The 18,661-nt window shown below is 70.9% G+C and carries 15 protein-coding genes and 1 pseudogene; 6 read left to right on the top strand and 10 right to left on the bottom strand.

Annotated elements, in window-relative coordinates; genetic code table 11:
* Positions 1–163: 163 nt before the first annotated feature.
* Positions 164–1,204 (bottom strand): helix-turn-helix domain-containing protein, encoded by a 1,041-nt coding sequence (locus tag ACFW2E_RS01765; protein ID WP_384459750.1) that lies wholly within the window; start codon positions 1,202–1,204, stop codon positions 164–166.
* Between the two features lie 814 nt (positions 1,205–2,018).
* On the opposite strand from ACFW2E_RS01765, the gene ACFW2E_RS01760 reads away from it, so the two are divergent.
* Both ACFW2E_RS01760 and ACFW2E_RS01755 read left to right on the top strand, forming a co-directional pair.
* The gene (locus tag ACFW2E_RS01760) at positions 2,019–2,912 is read left to right on the top strand and encodes an aminoglycoside phosphotransferase family protein (protein WP_384459747.1); all 894 of its coding nucleotides are present in this window, start codon (positions 2,019–2,021) and stop codon (positions 2,910–2,912) included.
* A gap of 149 nt (positions 2,913–3,061) precedes the next feature.
* On the top strand, positions 3,062–4,852 hold the full coding sequence (locus tag ACFW2E_RS01755) for an ATP-binding cassette domain-containing protein (RefSeq protein ID WP_384459818.1): 1,791 nt from the start codon (positions 3,062–3,064) through the stop codon (positions 4,850–4,852).
* Between the two features lie 119 nt (positions 4,853–4,971).
* Here the strand turns inward: ACFW2E_RS01755 and ACFW2E_RS01750 are convergent, their stop codons facing one another.
* From ACFW2E_RS01750 to ACFW2E_RS01715, 8 genes are all read right to left on the bottom strand, one after another.
* Positions 4,972–5,796 carry an ABC transporter permease gene (locus tag ACFW2E_RS01750; RefSeq protein ID WP_384459744.1) on the bottom strand — a complete coding sequence of 275 codons (825 nt, stop codon included), beginning with the start codon at positions 5,794–5,796 and terminating at the stop codon, positions 4,972–4,974.
* Positions 5,793–6,755 (bottom strand): ATP-binding cassette domain-containing protein, encoded by a 963-nt coding sequence (locus ACFW2E_RS01745; protein ID WP_384459741.1) that lies wholly within the window; start codon positions 6,753–6,755, stop codon positions 5,793–5,795. The genes ACFW2E_RS01750 and ACFW2E_RS01745 overlap by 4 nt, the downstream gene beginning before the upstream one ends.
* Positions 6,756–6,784: 29 nt before the next feature.
* Entirely contained in the window at positions 6,785–7,456 is a 672-nt protein-coding gene (locus ACFW2E_RS01740) for a DUF4097 family beta strand repeat-containing protein (RefSeq protein ID WP_384459738.1), read from the bottom strand.
* A gap of 291 nt (positions 7,457–7,747) precedes the next feature.
* Complete coding sequence (locus ACFW2E_RS01735; RefSeq protein ID WP_384459735.1) at positions 7,748–9,112, bottom strand: carotenoid oxygenase family protein; 1,365 nt, start codon at positions 9,110–9,112, stop codon at positions 7,748–7,750.
* Positions 9,113–9,165: 53 nt separating this feature from the next.
* The gene (locus ACFW2E_RS01730) at positions 9,166–9,606 is read right to left on the bottom strand and encodes an SRPBCC family protein (RefSeq protein WP_384459732.1); all 441 of its coding nucleotides are present in this window, start codon (positions 9,604–9,606) and stop codon (positions 9,166–9,168) included.
* A gap of 100 nt (positions 9,607–9,706) precedes the next feature.
* The gene (locus tag ACFW2E_RS01725; protein WP_384459729.1) at positions 9,707–11,194 is read right to left on the bottom strand and encodes an MFS transporter; all 1,488 of its coding nucleotides are present in this window, start codon (positions 11,192–11,194) and stop codon (positions 9,707–9,709) included.
* A 119-nt stretch (positions 11,195–11,313) separates the two neighbouring features.
* Positions 11,314–13,314: an ATP-binding protein gene (locus ACFW2E_RS01720; protein WP_384459726.1), complete on the bottom strand. Its 2,001-nt coding sequence runs from the start codon at positions 13,312–13,314 to the stop codon at positions 11,314–11,316.
* A gap of 192 nt (positions 13,315–13,506) precedes the next feature.
* Positions 13,507–14,775 (bottom strand): cytochrome P450, cyclodipeptide synthase-associated, encoded by a 1,269-nt coding sequence (locus tag ACFW2E_RS01715; RefSeq protein WP_384459723.1) that lies wholly within the window; start codon positions 14,773–14,775, stop codon positions 13,507–13,509.
* A gap of 380 nt (positions 14,776–15,155) precedes the next feature.
* Here ACFW2E_RS01715 and ACFW2E_RS01710 point away from each other — a divergent pair, with 380 nt between their 5' ends.
* The 3 genes and pseudogenes from ACFW2E_RS01710 to ACFW2E_RS01700 form a co-directional block, all read left to right on the top strand.
* Positions 15,156–16,079, top strand: coding sequence for an FAD-dependent monooxygenase (locus ACFW2E_RS01710; protein ID WP_384459720.1), 924 nt, complete (start codon positions 15,156–15,158; stop codon positions 16,077–16,079).
* Positions 15,979–16,419 (top strand): methyltransferase, encoded by a 441-nt coding sequence (locus ACFW2E_RS01705; protein ID WP_384459815.1) that lies wholly within the window; start codon positions 15,979–15,981, stop codon positions 16,417–16,419. The genes ACFW2E_RS01710 and ACFW2E_RS01705 overlap by 101 nt, the downstream gene beginning before the upstream one ends.
* Before the next feature lie 43 nt (positions 16,420–16,462).
* Positions 16,463–16,645, top strand: a pseudogene (locus ACFW2E_RS01700) (deaminase); the annotation flags it as partial.
* Positions 16,646–16,761: 116 nt separating this feature from the next.
* Here ACFW2E_RS01700 and ACFW2E_RS01695 read toward each other — a convergent pair.
* Complete coding sequence (locus ACFW2E_RS01695) at positions 16,762–17,325, bottom strand: lamin tail domain-containing protein (RefSeq protein ID WP_384459717.1); 564 nt, start codon at positions 17,323–17,325, stop codon at positions 16,762–16,764.
* Positions 17,326–18,132: 807 nt separating this feature from the next.
* Here ACFW2E_RS01695 and gcvH point away from each other — a divergent pair.
* Positions 18,133–18,513, top strand: a complete 381-nt coding sequence (gcvH, locus tag ACFW2E_RS01690) for a glycine cleavage system protein GcvH (protein ID WP_384459714.1) — start codon at positions 18,133–18,135, stop codon at positions 18,511–18,513.
* Positions 18,514–18,661: the final 148 nt, after the last annotated feature.

Raw genomic sequence — 18,661 nt, 5'->3', positions numbered from 1 at the left:
GCTCTGAGCCGCTCCCCCTGTCCCGGGCACGACCCCCCACCCCGGCGGCGCCCGTGGGGGGCGCGAGCGGCCCGCGCCGCCCCCCCACCAGGGCGGGGCCGCCCGGCCCCCCCCGGTCCCCCGCCCCCCCCGTCGGGCACGTAGGCCCGTTGAGCGACCGGGGTCAATGATGCACGTGTGGGACGATGGCTGTCGTTCGCACAGCGTCCACGTCCGTGTGCACAGCGTCCACGGCCGTCCGGTTGAACGCCTGTTCCCGCAGTTCACTGGGTGCCATGCCGTGCGCGGTGCGGAAGGCCCGGGTGAAGTCGCCGGGGCGGGAGTAGCCCCAGCGCGCGGCCACGGCGTGGACGGGGAGCGTGCGCAGACCGGGGTCGGTGAGGTCCCGGCGGGCGTTGGCCAGCCGCTGATCGCGTATGTACGAGGCCACCGTCAGGCCCTCGTCCTGGAAGAGGCGGTAGAGGTGGCTGCGCGAGATGTGGTGGGCCGCGGCGATCTTCGCCGGGGTCAGCTCCGGATCGCCCAGGTGCCGCCTGACGAAGGACTTGATGCGCAGGGTCAGGGTGCGGGCGTGCGTCTCGGGCGGCAGTCCCTGTTCCGCGTCGAGGGCGTGGGCGAACACCGCGGTGACGAGATCGGTGACGACCGTGCCCAGCCGCTCCGCATCGGCCGCCCGGTAGGAGGAGGTGTCCGCGGTCAGCTGTACGAGCAGCCCCGCGAGGAGCGCGCCCATGCCCTCCCGGCCGGATATCCGGCGCCCGACCACGTCGCTCGCCCGGCCGGCCGGGAGGGCCACGGCGGCACGCGGGATCTCCACCCCGACGATGGTGACCGGGTCGGGCCCGGTGGCTATCTCGTAGGACCGGGACGAGCTGTTCACATGGAAGTCGTCGATCCGGTACGCCACCTGCTGCCTGCCCCAGCTCGCCGCGCCGTCCCCGCGCCGCAGCAGGGACAGGTGGAACACCTCGGGGTCGGACTGACGTACCAGCCTCGGCGTCCGGCGGAAGACCAGGTGGTCGAAGGTCGCGGGCCACACCGTCACGTCGCCCAGCCCGATCACCCGCTGGTGCCCCCGGTAGTCCGCCGTGCGCTCACTGCTCAACTGCATCGGCGCGTGGGTACGCCCCAGCCTCTCCGCCCAGGCATCGAAACGGTCACACGCCGGCAGCTCCTGAGTGGAGAAGACAGTCTCGGGCAGCACAGCGGTAGTCAATCACAGGGCTGATCACTGCCCGCGACGCCCGCAGGCGTGAGGGATGTGCTTCCTGCGCTGCCCGTCATCCGGTGGCGAGGAGGATCCAGGTCCCCCAAGCCGCCGGTCGTGAGCCAACCGTCCGGGCCGGATCGTGAATGTGCCCTTTCACGGTGTCGCACCCTGCTCTGCGCCGCGGTCGCCGCCGGGCGTACGCAGATCAAGCCATTTCGGCGAGCGCTCGACCGCGGGCCCTCACCCGACGGTTCAAGAATCCTTTCTTCCATCTCCGCCCCAGGTCAGCGGTCGGACAATGGTCGTCGGCCCGTCGGCGTGACACCCGCTCGGACTGTCCGGATCGCAGTCCCCTTGCCCGCTGGTTGTCAGTGCCGTGCGCCAGGGTGCCGTCCGCAGCCCACGTCCACGCCTTCACGAAGGAGACCGGTGCGGTCGACGTCCTCCCGCAATCCCCCGCTCGGGCGACAACCCAGTCGCCGTCCCCTTGACGAGTGAATCGAACGCGCAGAGATCGTGCTCTCGAGCCGACAGCACTTGCCCACCACGTCACGCGTCGAACATCCACTCGACCGTTCGCTCGATGCGACCCGTATCGGTCCTGTGATCAGGGCCGTTGTCCGAAGTGCTCCAACCGTTCCAGCTACCGAGGAGAACCCGTGAATCCCGTGCTCGTACTCGCCGCCCCTCAGCCTGTGTTCGAAAACCCTCCGGCTCGGACCACCTCCCCGGCCGCCCTGCGGCGCCCGGTTGACGCCCGACGCGTTCTGTTCGCATCCGCGTCACGCCCCTCCACGAGGTGGGGTGCATGACCGACTCGACCATGCCCTCGCCGGACCTGCTCGCCTGGGCCGCCAGGGAACTCGGCAAAGAGGTGTCCGTCGTACAGGACGCTTCCCGTCCCCGCGAGAACTCCCGCGTCCGGGCCATCCGTCGCTCAGACGGCATCCGGTTCCACCTCAAGATCGCGCCGAGGCCCGTGATGTACGAGCGGGAGACCTTCGCCCTACGGCACGCAGTTCCGGCGCTCGGCGCCGGCCACGCCCCGCAGCTGCGCGCCTCGAGCGCCGAGCACCTGGCCCTCCTGCTGACCGCTGTCCCCGGCCTTCGGCTCACGAGGCTGACACAGACTCCTGCCGAGGAGCTCCGCGCGCACCGGCACGGCGGCGCTCTGCTGGCCCGGCTGCACGCGGCCGGGGATCTGTCCGGGCCCCGTCGCGCTCAGGCCGAGCGGGCGCTGCACGCCGCGGCCGACGACGCCGGCCCGCACCTGCGACAGGCCGCAGACAGGCTGACTCCGGCCGAGCGCAAGCTGGTTCGCGCCCTCGCCGAACAGCTGCACGTTCTGCCGCCCCTCCCCCTGGCGTTCCTTCACGGCGATGCCGGCCCCGGCAAGCTCTTGTGGTCCCCGCGCCTGGGGCAGGCCGCGTGGATCGGCTTCGAGCACGCACGGTTCGGGACCGCCGTGGAGGACTTCGTCGGTATGAGCCGCGGAATCTGGGCGGACCGGCCCGACCTGCGAACCGCGTGGTTCCAGGGCTACGGCCGCGACCTGCTCCCCGAGGAACGGCACGCGCTGAAAGGACTGGCGGCCCTGAACGCGGTGAACTGCCTCGTCCAGGGCCCCGCGCACGACGATCCCGCCACCACCGCGCGTGGCCGGCGCACCCTGGACCGGCTCATGGCGGGGGTGTTCGCATGACGTCGCCCCGGGACGAACAGGTGGCACCTGCGGTGGAGACGGCGCCCGACGCCGAGGGGACGCCGACCCTTCCGGCGGCACGGGCCGGGACCTTGCAACCGGCCGCACCGCCCGAACTCGACTACAACGGGCGCAAACACCGGCGGGCCATGGACAACGCGACGCTGTGGGACATGGCACGCCGGATCCCCATGGCACTGGCACAGACGGCCCGGCTCGCCTGGTCCGTCGACCGGCGCATGACGATCACGATCGTGGTCTGCCAGCTGCTGTCCGGTCTGGGCACGGCGGTGATGCTCAGCGCCGTCGCCGAAGCCCTGCCGGAGCTGACCGCCTCCGAGCCGCGCCAGGGGCTGCAGCGAGCTTGGCCGGCGCTGGCCGTCGCGGTCCTGGCGATGGCCGCGGGGGCGACGATGTGGATCCTCGCGGACTGGGCGACCCGGCGCCTGAACCCGAAGATCGCCTCTGCCGCCGACCTCACCCTGGTCGACCTGCACATGCGCGCCGAGCTGTCCGCCTACGACACGGAGGGCTTCACCGACCGCAGCCAGGCCGCGGAGATCGGAGCGTTGCGCGCCGTCGACCTCGCCGACGACGCGAAGACACTCACCAACAGCCTCGTCCAGCTTGTCTCCGCCGCGACGGTCCTCACCTCCCTGCACCCGCTGCTCCTGGGCGTGCTCCTGCTGTCCGTGATCCCACGGGGCCTGGGCGGGGTGATCGCCGCCCGCATCGACTACCGGGTGCACGACCGGACCATCTCCGCCCGCAATGTGCGGGGCATGATGCGCTGGTGGCTGACCACCGCGGATCTCGCCGACGAGCTGCGCGCCAACACGATGCGGCCGTACCTGCACTTCTGGTACCGCACGATGTGCGACCGGGTCGAGGGCCGGGAACTCGACGGCGCTCGCCCCTATCTGCTCGTGACCCTGCTGGCCGCCTCGCTGGCGGGTGTGTTCACGCTCGGCATGTGGGCTTCGCTGGCCGCGCTGGTCCTCACGGGCGCGATGTCGGCGGCGATCGCGGGTACGGCCGTCGTCGCCTCGCAGACCGCCGGCCGCGCACTCAACTCGATCGTCCGCTACGGCGCGGTGATGTTCCATCACGGGCTCTACCTCAGTGACTACTACGCGTTCGTCGACGAGGTCCGTGCCATGGCCACGGCTCGGGGCGCCACGCAGGTCAAGGCGCCCCAGCGGATCCGTCTCCAGGGAGCCGGGTTCACCTACCCGTCCAAGGACACCCCGGCGCTGCACCCGGTCACGCTCACCCTCAACCGTGGTGAGGTCGTCGCCCTCGTCGGCGAGAACGGCGCCGGCAAGTCCACGCTGATCCGGTTGCTCACCGGGCTGACCACGGCGACCGAGGGCGCGGTCCTGTGGGACGACACCGATCTGGCCACCGCGGACGCGGAATCGGTGTGGCGGCACGTCGGCCTCGTCCCGCAGAAGAACGGGCACTGGCCGTTGGCGGCCAGGGAGAACATCACCCTCGGCCAGCCTCAGGAGCACAGCGACGACCGGGTCTGGGCGGTCGCGGAACGGGTCGGCATGGCCGACGCGATGAACACGCTCCCCAGACAGCTCGACACCCTGCTGGCGCGATCGGTCTGGGGCGGGCACGAGCTGTCCGGCGGACAGTGGCAGCGCCTGGCGTGCGGGCGGGCGATGTACCGGGAGCCGGCCGTTCTCGTCCTGGACGAACCCACCAGCGAGATGGACGCCCGCGGCGAGCACCAGATCTTCCGCGAGCTGCGCGCGATGGCGCCGGGCCGGATCACCATCGTGGTCACTCACCGGCTCGACAATGTGAGGATGGCCGACCGGGTCGTCGTCCTCGACCGGGGCCGAATCCGCGAGCAGGGCCGCTTCGAGGATCTCATCGCCACCGAGGGCAGTCTGCTCGGGGAGCTGCACGCCCTCTCCCAGGACCGCTGAACGTCCGCGGCACGGGGCAGTGCCGGGTTACGAACGGGGCGGCGTACTCCGACGGGATGTCGGTGTACGCCGCCCTCGGTGGGACACGTTGCGGGAGGTGGCCCGCCTTGTCATGGCGGTTACTTCGGGTCGTCGTTGAACTTCGAGGTCGACCAGAAGTAGCCGAGCACCGCCAGGCCCAGGCACCAGGCGACGGCGAGCCAGCCGTTGTTGCCGATCCCGGTGCCGAGCAGCAGGCCGCGCAAGGTCTCGATGGCGGGTGTGAACGGCTGGTATTCGGCGATCGGCTGGAACCAGCCCGGCATCGAGTGGAGGGGGACGAAGGCACTGGAGAGCAGCGGCAGCAGGATCAGGGGCATGGCGTTGTTGCCGGCGGCCTCGGCGTTCGGGCTGACCAGGCCCATGCCGACCGCGATCCAGGTGAGCGCCATGGCGAAGAGCACGAGCAGGCCGAACGCCGCAAGCCACTCAAGGACGGTGGCATCGGTGGAGCGGAAGCCGATGGCCACGGCGACGGCGCCGACGAGGGCCACGCTGACGACCGACTGCAGCACGCTGCCGACGACGTGCCCCACGAGCACCGAAGGTCGGTGGATCGCCATCGTGCGGAAGCGGGCGATGATGCCCTCGCTCATGTCGTTGGAGACGGAGACCGCGGTGCCGATCGTGGTGCTGCCGATGGTCATCAGCAGGAGACCCGGGACGATGTACGCGATGTACGCGGAGCGGTCCGGACCTCCGCCGGCGATGCCCGCGCTCATGGTGTCGCCGAAGATGTAGACGAAGAGCAACAGCAGCATGATCGGGGTGAGCAGCAGGTTCAGGGTGAGTGACGGATAGCGCCGGGCGTGCAGGAGGTTGCGGCGCAGCATCGTGGAGCAGTCGCGTACGGCGAGGGAGAGCCGGGCCGGGCGGGCGGGAGCCTGGGTGCTCGGGGTGCTCATCGGACAGCCTCCTTGGGCTGGTTGGGGATGCCGGCGCCGCCGGTCAGGGCGAAGAAGACGTCGTCGAGGTCGGGGGTGTGCACGGTCAGTTCGTCGGCCTCGATGCCGGCCGAGTCCAGCCGGTCGAGGACGGAGCGCAGCGCGCGCTGACTGCCGTCGCTGGGGATCTGCAGCGCGAGGGCCTCGTCGTCCCGGGAAGCCCTGGGCAGGGCGGAGGCGGCGCTCTGGTACGCGGCCGGGTCGGTGAAGCGCAGCCGGACGTGTCCGCCGGGGACGAGACGCTTCAGCTCCTCGGCGGTGCCCTCGGCGGCGATCCTGCCTTCGTCGAGCACGGCGATGTGGTGGGCGAGCTCGTCGGCCTCGTCCAGGTACTGGGTGGTGAGGAAGACGGTGACGCCGTCGGAGACGAGCTCGCGGATGATCTGCCACATGTTGTGCCGGGAGCGCGGATCGAGGCCGGTGGTCGGCTCGTCGAGGAAGATGATCCGCGGGTTGCCGACCAGGGTCATGGCGATGTCGAGGCGGCGCTTCATTCCGCCGGAGTAGGTGGAGGCGGGCTTCTTCGCGGCTTCGGTGAGGTCGAAACGCTCCAGCAGGCCGGCGGTGAACTGCCGTCCCTCGCGCTTGGAGAGGTGGTGCAGGTCCGCCATGAGGAGCATGTTCTCCTCGCCGGTGATCAGCCCGTCGACGGCGGAGAACTGTCCGGTGACGCCGATCGCGGCGCGTACGGCCTGCGGGTCGGCGGCGAGATCGTGGCCGCCGACGCGGATCCGGCCACTGGCGGGGTCCGGGGAGATGAGGGTGGAGAGGATCTTGACGGCCGTGGTCTTGCCGGCGCCGTTCGGGCCGAGCAGGGAGAAGACCGTTCCTTCCGGGACGGCCAGGTCGACGCCGTCGAGGACGGTCTTGTCGCCGTAGGACTTGCGCAGTCCGCTCGCCGCGATGGCCAAGTCGGTCATGAGGAGTGCCCCTTTTACTCGCTGCGGATCTACAGGCTGCGGGCGGTGATGTCGCCGTAGGCGGTGGTCGCGTGGACGTTCAGGCCGGCGGCGGCACCGTCGGTGTTCTTGAGCGCGTTGTGGATCCGGCCGTAGCCGGTGCCGGCGTCCAGGGATGCGGAGACCCCGCGGGCGGCGCCGACCGAGATCCCACCGTGCTCGGTGCGCAGCGTGACCGTGCCGCGCACGGCCTCGGTGACGTGGAGCTCGCCCTTCTGGGTGCTGATCTCCGCGGAACCGCCCAGGCGGCGGACCGAGACGTCGCCGGCGAGGAGGGTGAGGCGGGCGCCGGCGGTCTCGTCGAGCTCGACCGAGGCTTGCGCGCCCTCGAAGGCGACGTCGCCGAGCCGCCCGACGCCCCGGAGTTCGGCGCGGGCGGCCTTCGCCTCGACGCGGGAGCCGGCGGGCAGCTGGACCGTCACCTCGATGGAACCGGAGTGTCCCAGGATCCGGTTCTTGGCCTCCGCGGCCTCGATGCGCAGGACGCCGTCGCTGTATGCGACTTCGATCCCTTCGGCGGCCGTGACGTCGCGGCTCTTGGAGGCATCCGCGGGCAGGATCTCGACCGTGGTGTCGGCGCGGTCGGCGGCGATGAACCGGATGTGTCCGGCGGGGATGTCGACGACGGCCGAGACCGGGGCGGGGGTGTCGAACTTCTGCATCGTGCGCTCCTTCGATCTACTGTTTCCGACGAAGGAAAAGCTACGTTGCATTCACAACTTCGACAACATACTTATTGCTTTGATAGTGCATTAGTGCAGCTAGAAGGCAATAAATTGTTGCAATGATCTAAATCTAACGCAACGATCTCGCCCTTGATCGTTGCAATGAAGTGAGCGTGAACGCTACCTCGGCACGAACCGGCCCGCCCAGCCGGGACGGCCGGGCGGGCCCTCGACGACCGGGCTCAGTCGTATCGCTGTTCGGCTAGGGGCGGTCGTGCGCTGCGTGTGTCAGACCTCGGCGTCGCCCAGGGCGGTGTCGGGGATCCAGGATCCGTGGATCCCGGCGGTCACCCGCCGGGGCAGGTGTACGGTGGCGATCTGGTCGAGACCGGAGGCGTCGAGGACCAGCAGCTGCGAGGCGTCCTGCTTGAGGTCGGAGACGACGGTGAGCAGGTAGCCGTCGTCCTCGCGGGTGGCGCCGGCGGCGGGGACGAACACGGCTTCGCTGGGCAGCCGCGCGTCGCCGGCCTGGTGGATGCGGCGGGCGCCGGTGGTGCGGTCGTACTTGACGATGCCGTAGCCGCCGAAGCCCTTCTCGTCGGGGAACGATATGGCGTACTGGTAGCGGTTCTCGGCGCCCAGGTAGTCCTCGTTGAGGGTCGGGAACTCCACCGCGAGGTCGTCGATGATCTGCTCGTCGACGGTACCGGCGGCCATGTCGATGACCCAGCGGCGGGTGTAGGAGCGGGCGTTGGGCTCGGCGCCGCGCCCGGGAGCGCCGACCCACCAGTTCCAGGAGAGGTGGAAGCCTTCGCGGTCCACGGTGGGGCCTTCCAGCACGATGCGGCCCTGGCCGTCCTCGTAGGCGTTGGAGACGTGCAGCATGTTGCCCGGTTCGACGGAGAACCAGCGGATGTGCCGGGTGCCGTCCTCGCCACGGGGCATGACACCGATGCGGGCGGGCTGCTGGTCGCTCCAGCCGTAGGGGATGCCGGAGTTCTCGGTGGGGTCGAAGGTGACGTTGCCCTCGATGAAGACCACGTGGCGGCGGGTGACGGCGAAGTCGTGCTTGAGGGAGGCGCTCGCTCCCGGGATCTCGGCGCTGTGGACGATCGCGCCCTTGGCGTCGGCGACGTAGTACATCAGGAAGGGCGGGAACGGCGCGGACCCGAAGAAGTGGAGTTCGCCCGTCACCGGGTCCTCCTTGGGGTGCGCGGTCATCGCGGTGCGCAGCCTGCCGTCGAAGTCATGGGCGCCGACGGTGTCCAGGTCACGGGTGAGCTCGAAGGGGAGGTTCGCCTCGCAGAGCGCGAGCAGCCGTCCGGCGTGCTCGATGACGTGGGTTCCGGCGACGCTGGCGGTCAGGTCCGGGCCCTTCTCGGTCATGTAGGGGGCGCCGTCCAGGGCGGGGGTGTGCACCCAGCGGTTGCGGTACCACTCGGCGCGGCCCTCGCGGAGCCGGATGCCGTGGACCATGCCGCTGCCCTTGAACCAGTGGGTGGGGGTGACGCCGGGCTTGGGGTTGTGTCCGTTGCGGAGCAGACGGCCGGTCAGCTCGGGGGGCAGGATGCCCTCGACGGTGAGTCCGGTGGCGGTGATCTCGTCGGCGACGGGGGTGTAGTGGCCGGTCAGGTAGGGCTTCTCAGCGGTCATGGCGGGAACCTCTTCTCGGTGGATGTGATGGGTGTGCTGGATGTGATGTGCCGTCACAGAAACTGTTCGGCACGGGACTTGAGGTGCTGGAGCCAGTTGTCCAGGGAGGCGTGGAGGGCCTTGCCGAGGTCGTCGGCCGCGGCGTCGACCGGGGCGCCGCTCCAGGACTCCTCGGTGCGGACGATGACGTCGTCGCCGTGCTGCTCGAACGTCCAGACGTGAATGCCGGTGATGCCGGCGGCGGGGCCGCCCCACACGATGCGCTCGCCAGGGACCAGTTCGCGCACGGTGGAGCTGATGTCGAGGCCGTGGGTTCGCCAGCCGAAGGAGTTGCCGGGCATCAGCGGGCCGTCGAGCCCGGCCTGCTCGACGTCCGCGTTCCAGGTGGGCCAGGCCGCGATGTCGGTGTGCAGCTCCCACACCGTCGCGAGCGGGGCGTGGATCACGGTGCTCAGCCGGACGACGACCGGGGCCGACTCGTCGACAGTGACCATGGGTTGTGGTTCCTTTCCTGATGGGTGGGTGCCGCTGGCACGGCTGATCCATCGGTTCAGCCGGATCGGGGGATTCGCCCGGTGGATTCGTCCGGGGGATTCAAGAGATGCCGGCGGTTTGCGGCTCGGAGGCCGGGCCCTTGGTGGAGGTGGTGGTCGCGGTTCGCGGCCGGCCGCCGCAACGGGTGAGGAGCGGCGCGAGGAGTGCGGTGGCCGCGAGGATCGCGGCCGAGACCGTGAAGGCGGCTCGGTAGCCGGCGGTGAGGGCTTCCAGGTGGGGCTGGTGGGTGGCGGCGTGGGCGGTGACGGAGCCGGCCAGGGTGGCCAGAGCGGCGAGGCCGATCGCACCGCCGACCTGGCGGGTGGTGTTCACCAGACCGCCGGCCAGGCCCGCGTCCTGTCGCGGGACGCCGTCCACGGCGAGCGCGGTCAGCTGGACGAAGGCGGAGCTCAGGCCGAGGCCGATCAGGATGCTCGGGCCGAGGACGTGGCCGAGGTAGCTTCCGTCGGCGGTGATCCGTGACAGCCACAGCAGGCCGACGGCCGTGGCGAGCAGGGCCGAGGTCACGGTGACGGTGTCGCCGACGCGCCGGGAGACTCGGGGTGCCGCGGCGGCGCCGAGCATATTGGCCGCCGCGAGCGGGAGTTGGCCCACTCCGGTGGCCAAGGGTCCCATTCCGAGGACCTGTTGCTGGTAGAGCGGCAGGAAGAAGAACAGGGCGATCCACACGGATCCCAGCAGTGCCATCAGCAGGTTGCCCGCCGCGACCCGGCCGGCGGTGAACAGCCGCGGTGGTACCAGCGCGTTCGGCCGACGAAGCTCGACCGCGACGAAGGCCACGAGCAGCGCGGCGGCGCCGAGGAGGGAGCCCAGCACCCGGGCGTCCGTCCAGCCCGAGCCACGTGCGGTGGTCAGGCCCCAGACCAGGCAGGTCAGGGCCAGGGTGACGACGACGGTGCCCAGCAGGTCGAACTTCCCGGCCTCGCGGCCGGCCGCCCGTGGCACGACGGCCGCTACGGCGACGATGACCAGCACCGTGCCGAACGCGACGGAGTGGAAGATCCAGGGCCAGCCCCACGCCTGGGTGAGCACACCGCCCAGCAGGACACCGCCCGCTCCTCCCGCGCCGGAGACCGCTCCCCACACTCCCAGCGCTCTGCCGCGCGCGGGACCGGACGGGAACAGGTCCATCGTCACGGCGAGCGCGGCCGGGGCGATGGCGGCGGCGCCGAGGCCCTGAGCGGCGCGAGCGGCGACGAGTACGGTCGAGGAGGCGGCCAGTCCCGCCGCCAGCGAGGCCACCGCGAAGAGCGAGAGGCCGCCGATCAGCACCCGGCGGCGGCCGAGCAGGTCGGCCGCCCGCCCGCCGGCCAGCAGCAGCGCCCCGAACGTCAGGCCGTAGGCGTTGACCACCCAGGTGGTTCCGCCGTCCGACAGGCCCACCCCGGTGCGGATCTGCGGAAGCGCCACGTTCACGATCGAGGTGGCGAGCATGACCGTGAACTGGGCCGCGGCGAGCGCCGCGAGCACGGCCGCGTGCCGGGGGGCGGGCGGCGCCGGGTCCGTCTGCGTGCGTTGGAGGTTCATGGCGCACACCCTCGTGCGGGGCACTGTCCACTATCCAGGCCCATCGGGAGCGGGGACTGTCCAGTGCTGTCCGCACCTGTCCACCTGTCCCGCGAAGTGTGCGCCCGCGACGGCGACCGCTATCGGGGGCCGTGCAACTCCTGCTGCCACAGGGCCTCGCAGAGCAGGTCCAGGCCCTGACGCAGGTGACGGCGGTAGGTGCCGTAGGGCAGGCCGAGGCGGCGGGCTGCGGCTTCCTGGGTGGGCGCACCGGAGAAGTAGCCCGCCGCGAGGGCCTCGCGGGCCCGCACTCCGCGCGGGTCGAGGGCGAGGCCGTCGACGGTCTGGCGCAGCAGGGTGCGCAACTCCTCGACAGGGTCACGGAAGTCGGCCGCGAGACGGGCGCGCATCAGGGCACAGGCGGCGAAGGTGCCCGCGTCGCGCCAGTGCATCAGCGCTTCTCGCACGGCCTGGTCGAACGCGGTGCGCGAAACGGGCGACGGACCGGACCGGACGGGCTCGTCGGTGCCCGATATGAAGCGGTGGAGCCAGGTCTCCACGGGTTCCTGGCGCCAGTCGACGCTGAACAGGCCATACGTGTGTGCACCGACCCGCGGACGCGCCCCGGTGTCGCTGAGGGTGCCCCTGACCCGCTCGCCCCATGTCTCGGCGTCCCGGTAGACGGCGAAACCGTAGGCGCGGCCGCGGGCGCGGGCGGACTCCGCCTGGGCGCGGGAGCTGCTCAGGTCGATGACGCGCGAGGGAACCTGGTACCGCTCCGGGTAGATCGAGAAGCGGCTGATGCCGATGTGCTCGCCGGGGCTCACCGGCCCGGTGGCTTCGGTGTACTCCCACGCCGCGGCCACGACGGGATCCGTGGCCAGGTCCTCGGGGTCGGGCGGGTACGGCAGGGCCAGCCGGGCCGTGAAGGCCACGGTCCTGCCCGTGCTCACGAGCCGGTAGACGCTGAAGGCCTGCGGCTGGCGCCGCGCCCAGTGGCGGACCAGTTCCGCGGAGGCGGCCCCCTCGGTCTCCTCCGCCATGCGCAGTACGGCATCGAGGTCGTCGGGGTGCAGAGGACGGTCGTGCACCTCGTCCTCGCGGGACCAGGTGCGCAGTCGGGCCAGGGTCTTTCCCTCCCGGTAGAGGTAGAAGAGCTCGTCGGTGACGGTCCACACCCGTTCCTCGGGTGCCTCGCGCAGGATGCGCAGGTATTCGTCCGCCAGTCGCCGGCGCATCGTCACGAAGGCGTTGGGTGCGCGCCAGCGCAGGTCGGCGGCCAGGGTCTCGCGTGCGGCGTCGTGCGGGTGGAGCCCCCGGTGCGTGGACTCCATGAAGGGCAGGTCCCTCAGCCAGGAGAAGAGCAGGTGGGCGTCGTGCTCGGGCAGCACCGCGGTGAGCAGTTCCTCGGAGGTCGAGTGGGCCTGTGCCGCCACCTCCAGGGCGCGGCGGTGGGCCGCGGTGGGTACCTCACCGATCAGTCCCGCCAGCAGGGTTCGCAGGACGTCCGCCGAGGGGGCCCAGATCTCCTCCCTGCCGCAGCCGGCCGATCCGGCGGCTGCCGCGAGGGAGAGCGCCAGCGGGTTTCCCGAGGCGAAGCGGAGCACCCGGTCGCGCAGTTCGGGCCGGATCTGTGCCGCGGCGAGCAGGCTTCGGGCCTGTTCCTCGGAGAACGGCTCCAGTTCGGTCACGTGCAGGAGTCCGGCCCAGGCGGGGTCGGCGGTCCACTGCGGCTGCGGAGCGAACCGGCCGGCGAGGACGACCAGGGTGTCGTCGGCGGCGCGGGGCAGGAAGTGCTGCCACAGCCAGCTCTCCAGCCACTGGCAGTGCTCGAAGGAGTCCACGAGCAGGACGGTGCCGGGTACGTCCAGGAAGGGACCGGCCGCGCGCTCGAAGTCGGCCGGGTCCCGGCTGACGAAACGGCCGTCGAGTTCGATCAGGAGCCGGCCCGCCGTACGGGCGTCGTCCGCCAGGCGCCTCAGCAGTGTCGACTTGCCGATGCCGCCCGGCCCGAACACGTGGAACACGAAGGGCGCCTGCGGGTCGTCGGCCAAGGCCTTCCCGAAGCCGGCAAGTTGCTCGTCCCGGCCGATGAAGGCCTGTGCTCGCGCACTGCTCAGCCTCGCTCCCACGGACACCATGGCGGCTCCTGTCCCCCTGTCCCAGCACCGGGCACAGCCATGCTCGTAGACACCCACCGGGCCTCGTGGGGTCAGGCATCTGTACGAGGTTGGCGTGGGGTTGGTCCGGCCCCTTTCGCGCCGCCCTCGCCAATCTGTTCGAGATCCTAACAAGGTGTCCGGCGGGGCGGTGGGTGGCGAGGCCGTGGCAGGTCACTCGGCGAGTCCCGGGATCTCGTCGTCCCGGTGGCCGGTGGCGCCTTCGTGTACGGGCGTGAAGTCCAGCGGCAGGGCGGCGGGACCGCGGGTGTACAGGCCGGTCTCGCGGTAGCGAAAACCGGGGCTGTGGCGCACCCGGTCGAGCAGCGGGAGGAGCATCCCGGCGGCCGTCTCGATCTCGGCGCGGGCGAAGGCCGCACCGACGCACTGGTGAAGTCCGGTACCGAAGGACAGATGCTGGGCGGCGGCGGTGAAGGAGCGGGCTGTGCCGAGGTCCGGGCGGTGGATGTCGAAGGTGTCCGGGGCGGTGAAGGCGTCGGGGTCGCGGTTGGCCGCACCGATCATGCAGAAGACGGTGGCACCTGCCGGGACGGTGGTGCCGGCGAACACCGTGTCCTGCTCCGCCTGACGGGGGATGAGCTGGACCGGCGGGGTGTAGCGCAGTGTCTCGGCGATCGCGGCGGGCAGCAGGGTCGGGTCCTGGCGGACTCGGGCCATCTGGTCGGGGTGGTCGATGAGGTGCTTGAAGAGCAGGGCGAGGGTCTTGTCGGCGGGCTCGGTGGCAGCGGCCAGGACGTTGATGATCAGCGCCGTGACGTCGCGGTTGCTCATGGCGACGCCGTCGAACTCGGCGGTGCACAGCCTCGATATCAGGTCTTCGCCGGGGTGGCGGCGGCGGTGCTCGATGACGGGGACGAGGTAGGCCTCCAGCTGCTCGGCGCACTCCAGGCAGTGGCGGCGGCGTTCGGGGGTGAGGACGATGCTCGTGATGAACTCGGCGACGCCGCTGTGCCAGGCGGCGACCTGCTGCCAGTCCTTCTTGTCCAGGCCGAGGACGTCGAGGGTCACGTGGACGGCGAGAGGTCTGCCGAAGTCGTTGACGAGGTCGACTCTGCCCCGGGGAAGAAAGGGTCCGATGAGCTCGGCGGCGTTGGCGTGGATGGCGCGTGTCTGGTCCCGCAGGGCCTGCCCGGTGAAGCTCCTGACGACGATCTTTCGCTTGGCGGTGTGCTCGGCCCCCGTCATCTGGGCGAGGACCGGCCCGCGCATCACCGGCTCGGCACGTACCTGCAGCGTCTCGGTGGTGAACGTGGCGTGGTCGGTCAGTACGCGCTTCACGTCCTCGTGGCGGGAGAGGAAGTAGCTGTCGATCGCCGGCTCGTAGTGCACCGGTGACCGCTCCCTCAGCGGGGCGAAGTAGCGGTAGGGATCGGCGGCGAAGTCCTCGGAGAGGACACTGACGTACGGGTTGGCCATATGCATGGCGGAGAACCCTCTCAAAGTCCGCGCGGCTGTGCGGAGCCGGGGTGCCGGGACGCGCAACCCACCCTGTGACGTGTCCTGTTGGCTGGTACTGGAGGTCGCCGACTCGGCTTGCGGTAGCCGTCCGGCTCCCGTTGCCTTGGCGAGCCCTATTACGGCGTAATAGATCCGCCCTTCCGTTCGCTTTCCCAACTCACCTCGCCGACACCGCGGTTGGGAAGGCGCATGCGCGCGAGCTGCTGCACCACGGGGTCAATCGCCTTCCGCGGAACGGAACTCGGGGCGAGAACGGTCTGCCGACCGGCGGATTCACTCACGTTGCGTACATTCGGGTGACTCTCAACCATCTGTACATTTTTCCATGGTTAAGATCCGCTTCTGTGACGGAGAGTCAGAATATCCGAGCAGCCGAGGAAGCGGCCGACGTGATCATCCTCAGCGCCGGGCCCGCCGGGCTGGTGCTCGGCAACCTCCTGCACGGAAGCGGCATCGACTGCGTCATCCTGGAGCGCGCCGACCGCGCGCACGTCCAGACCCGGGCACGGGCCGGTTTCCTCGCCACGAACACGGTTCGGCTCCTGGACCGGCATGGTCTGGCCGATGGCCTGCACCGGCGCGGCCGGGAGCACGGCACCTGCGAGTTCCGTACCGAGGACGGCCGTTTCCGCCTGGACCACGGCAGTCTGGGCCGGGGCGAGGGACACACCGTCTATCCGCAGCAGGAGCTGGTCACGGATCTCCTGACGCAGTTCCTGAGCGCCGGGGGACGGATCCGCTTCGGGACGAAGGCGGTGACCGTGCTCGGAGCGCACGGCACTCGGCCCTCGGTCACCGTGCACGAGGCCGACGGACGCCCCGGCCGATGGCAGGCCAGATACGTCGCCGGCTGCGACGGACGGCACGGTGCGGCACGGCGTTCGCTCCCGCCCGGTGCGGTCCGCCGTCATCGCCGCGACCACGGAGTGTCGTGGCTGGGCCTGCTCGTCGAGGCGCCGCCGAGCCTGGATGCCGTGGGCTACGCGGTCAACAGCCGTGGCTTCGCCGGGCACATGGCCCGCAGCGCCGAGGTCACGCGGTACTACCTGCAGTGGGAGCACGACCGTCCGGCCGACGCTTGGTGCGAGGAGCGGATCTGGGACGAGCTCGAGCTGCGGATGCTCGCGGCGGACTACGGGCAGCCGCATCCTCGCCGCGCACCCGCGCCTGCGCGGCATTCTGCTCGAACGCCTCCATGCCATCCCGGCGGCCCGCCGGATGCTCGAGGATGCCGGCTACGGCGAACGGTGCACCTACCGGGCAGGTGACTTCTCGGACGTACCGCCCGGCGGGGACGTCTACATTCTCTCCCGCGTGCTGCACGACTGGGACGACGAGCGCTGCCGCGAGGTCCTGCGTCATTGCTCGCGCGCGATGCCCGCCCACGCCGACCTGCTCATCGTGGAACGTGTGCTGCCCGGCGACGGCTCGGCCTCGCTCGCCACCGCGTGGGACCTGCACATGATGTGCAACGTCGGCGGCCGCGAACGACGCGCCGACCACTACGCCCGACTGCTCGACGACGCACAGCTCACCCTCGTCGGCCGCTCACCGCTGCCGCTGGACGGCAGCGTGCTGCACGCCCGCAGGGAAGTGTCTCCGGTGTAGGCAGCCAGACCGAGCGTACGGCGATGAGTTCTCCCGGCCCGGAGGCTGGTGGGGCCACGAACCCCCTTTCCACACCCCGGTGTTCGTCGGACCCATCGCAGGCGTCCTTCGTTCACGCCCTCCGACACCGTGTTCCGCTTCGTCGACGGCGACCCCGCCGCGGTCCTCGTGCAGGCGCGGGAGGCGGCACAGGGCAAGAACGTCCCGGCTCGGCGGTGGAGAAACACGAGGGCGGTCAACGAGCAGGTGGTGCGCCCCAGCGCCCAGAGCAAGGGCGCACCACCTGTGCGGGTGCCGAGGGGGCCGGACCCGTGTCACCGGCCGAAGGCACCCGCGGTCCGGTCAGCGGCGGTGGCCGCCGTGGCGGTCGCCGCCGCCGTGCCGGTCGCCGCCGCCGTGCCGGTCACCGCCGCCGTGCCGGTCGCCGCCGTCGCGGTGGTGGCGGCCCCAGGACTCGTCGTCGACGAACCGGCCGTGGTCGTTGCGCAGCGTGACGGTGTCGTGGTCCTGGTCCCACACGTAGTTGCGGCGGTCCTGGAACAGGTCCCTGCGGGTGTCGTGGCCCTGGCCGGTGTGGACGCGGACGGTGGTAAGGCCGTCCAGGTGGAAGTGGTGGAAGGTGTAGATGCGGCCGTGCTCGTTCGCCAGCGTCCAGCCGTCGAGGTTGACCGCCCGGCGGGTGGTGTTGGTGATGTCCACCCACTGCCGGTTCAGGGAGCGGTTGGAGCGGTCGTCCCGGCCCGGGGACTCGTACTGCACGCCGCTGATCACCACCGCGGAACGGTGCAGGCCCGCGGCGGGCCGGCCGACCGCGCCGGCCGGCAGCGCCACCGTCCCCACCACGGCGGCCGCCACGGCTGCGGCAACGGACAGACGGCGGACGGAAGCAGATACGGAAACGGACACGAGGTCCCCCTTCACGGTCGTGCGCACACCCCGCCACCCTGCGGCGAATCCGCAGGCCACCTGAGGTGTGTGGTGCGAGTCGGCGGCCGGCTGGCCGCGCACTCACACAGTGCGGGCCCGGTGAAGGCGTTGTGAGCGATACGCGGCACCTGTTACCGCTTGACCACATTCGCGTAACCCTTGGATGTAACACCCACCCATCGCCGTACGACACAGGATTGACGTTTCCTCAGCCCCGCCCTCCGCCCCGCACCGGACCTCCGGCACCTGCCCGCCACGGCGCACCACCCCACCCCGCCGAGCGCCGTCACCCGAAAGTGAGTAACAGCCGCTGACCATCGTCCAAGGCCTGGTCACCGCGGAAATTCGGCCCCGGCGGTATGTGACCGGAGCCGGCCGGCGTCCGGCGGCGGTGACGGTGCCTGTGTGTCCCGCATCCACCGCCGTCACGGTGATGTCGCCGGGCCGGGCGACCGGACCGGGCACACCGTTGACCGAACGCCCCAGGAGCGTCGGCCCGGGAGCCGTGTCGGCGATGTCCCGGTGAAGGGCAGCCGTTGAGCCCGGCTGATTTCTCGGCACCTCATGTCGAAATGCGCTGCACGGGCGTCGGCTACAGCCTCGGCTCACACCCGGCATCGCACCACAGGGCCCGCTCGCGCCCCGGGCACGGCGACATCCGTCACCCGCACGGCCGCCGTCAAATGCCCGAAATACACGTGTCCGCATGCCGATGACGCAGGCTGTCCCTGCTGGTCGCCGACAGGGGCGATCACACCGCACACCCGAACGACCGACGGAGCTGACATGTCCCATGTGCCTGCCGATCTCCGGTACACCGAAGAACACGAGTGGGTCCGCACCGAGGCCGACGGTACCGTGACCATCGGCCTCACCGACCACGCCCAGAACACGCTCGGAGACATCGTCTTCCTCGACCTGCCCGACGTCGGCCGGAAGGCAGAAGCAGGCGACTCCATCGCCACGGTGGAGTCCGTCAAGGCGGCGTCCGACATCTACAGCCCGCTCACCGGTGAGGTCGTCGAGGTCAACCAAGACGCCGTTGAGAGTCCCGAGGACGTCAACAACGCGCCGTACGAGACCTGGCTCTTCAAGATCAAAATCGCGGCCGGGGCGCCGTCCGACGGACTGCTCGACGCCAAGGCCTACGCGAAGCTGGTCAGCTGACGCAGGCAGCATCGCGCTCACGAACGCATGCGAGCGGAGGGGGGCGGTTTTGTCGGGCCACCAGCCCCCCCCCCCCGCGGGTGTGTTGTGGTTGTAAAGCCGGGCGCGCGCACCTCTAACCGGCTGGTGTGGGGCGCGGGGCGCGCGT

This window comes from Streptomyces sp. NPDC058964, from assembly GCF_042741275.1.
GTDB lineage: Bacteria > Actinomycetota > Actinomycetes > Streptomycetales > Streptomycetaceae > Streptomyces.
This window is presented reverse-complemented; position numbering and strand designations above follow the sequence as displayed.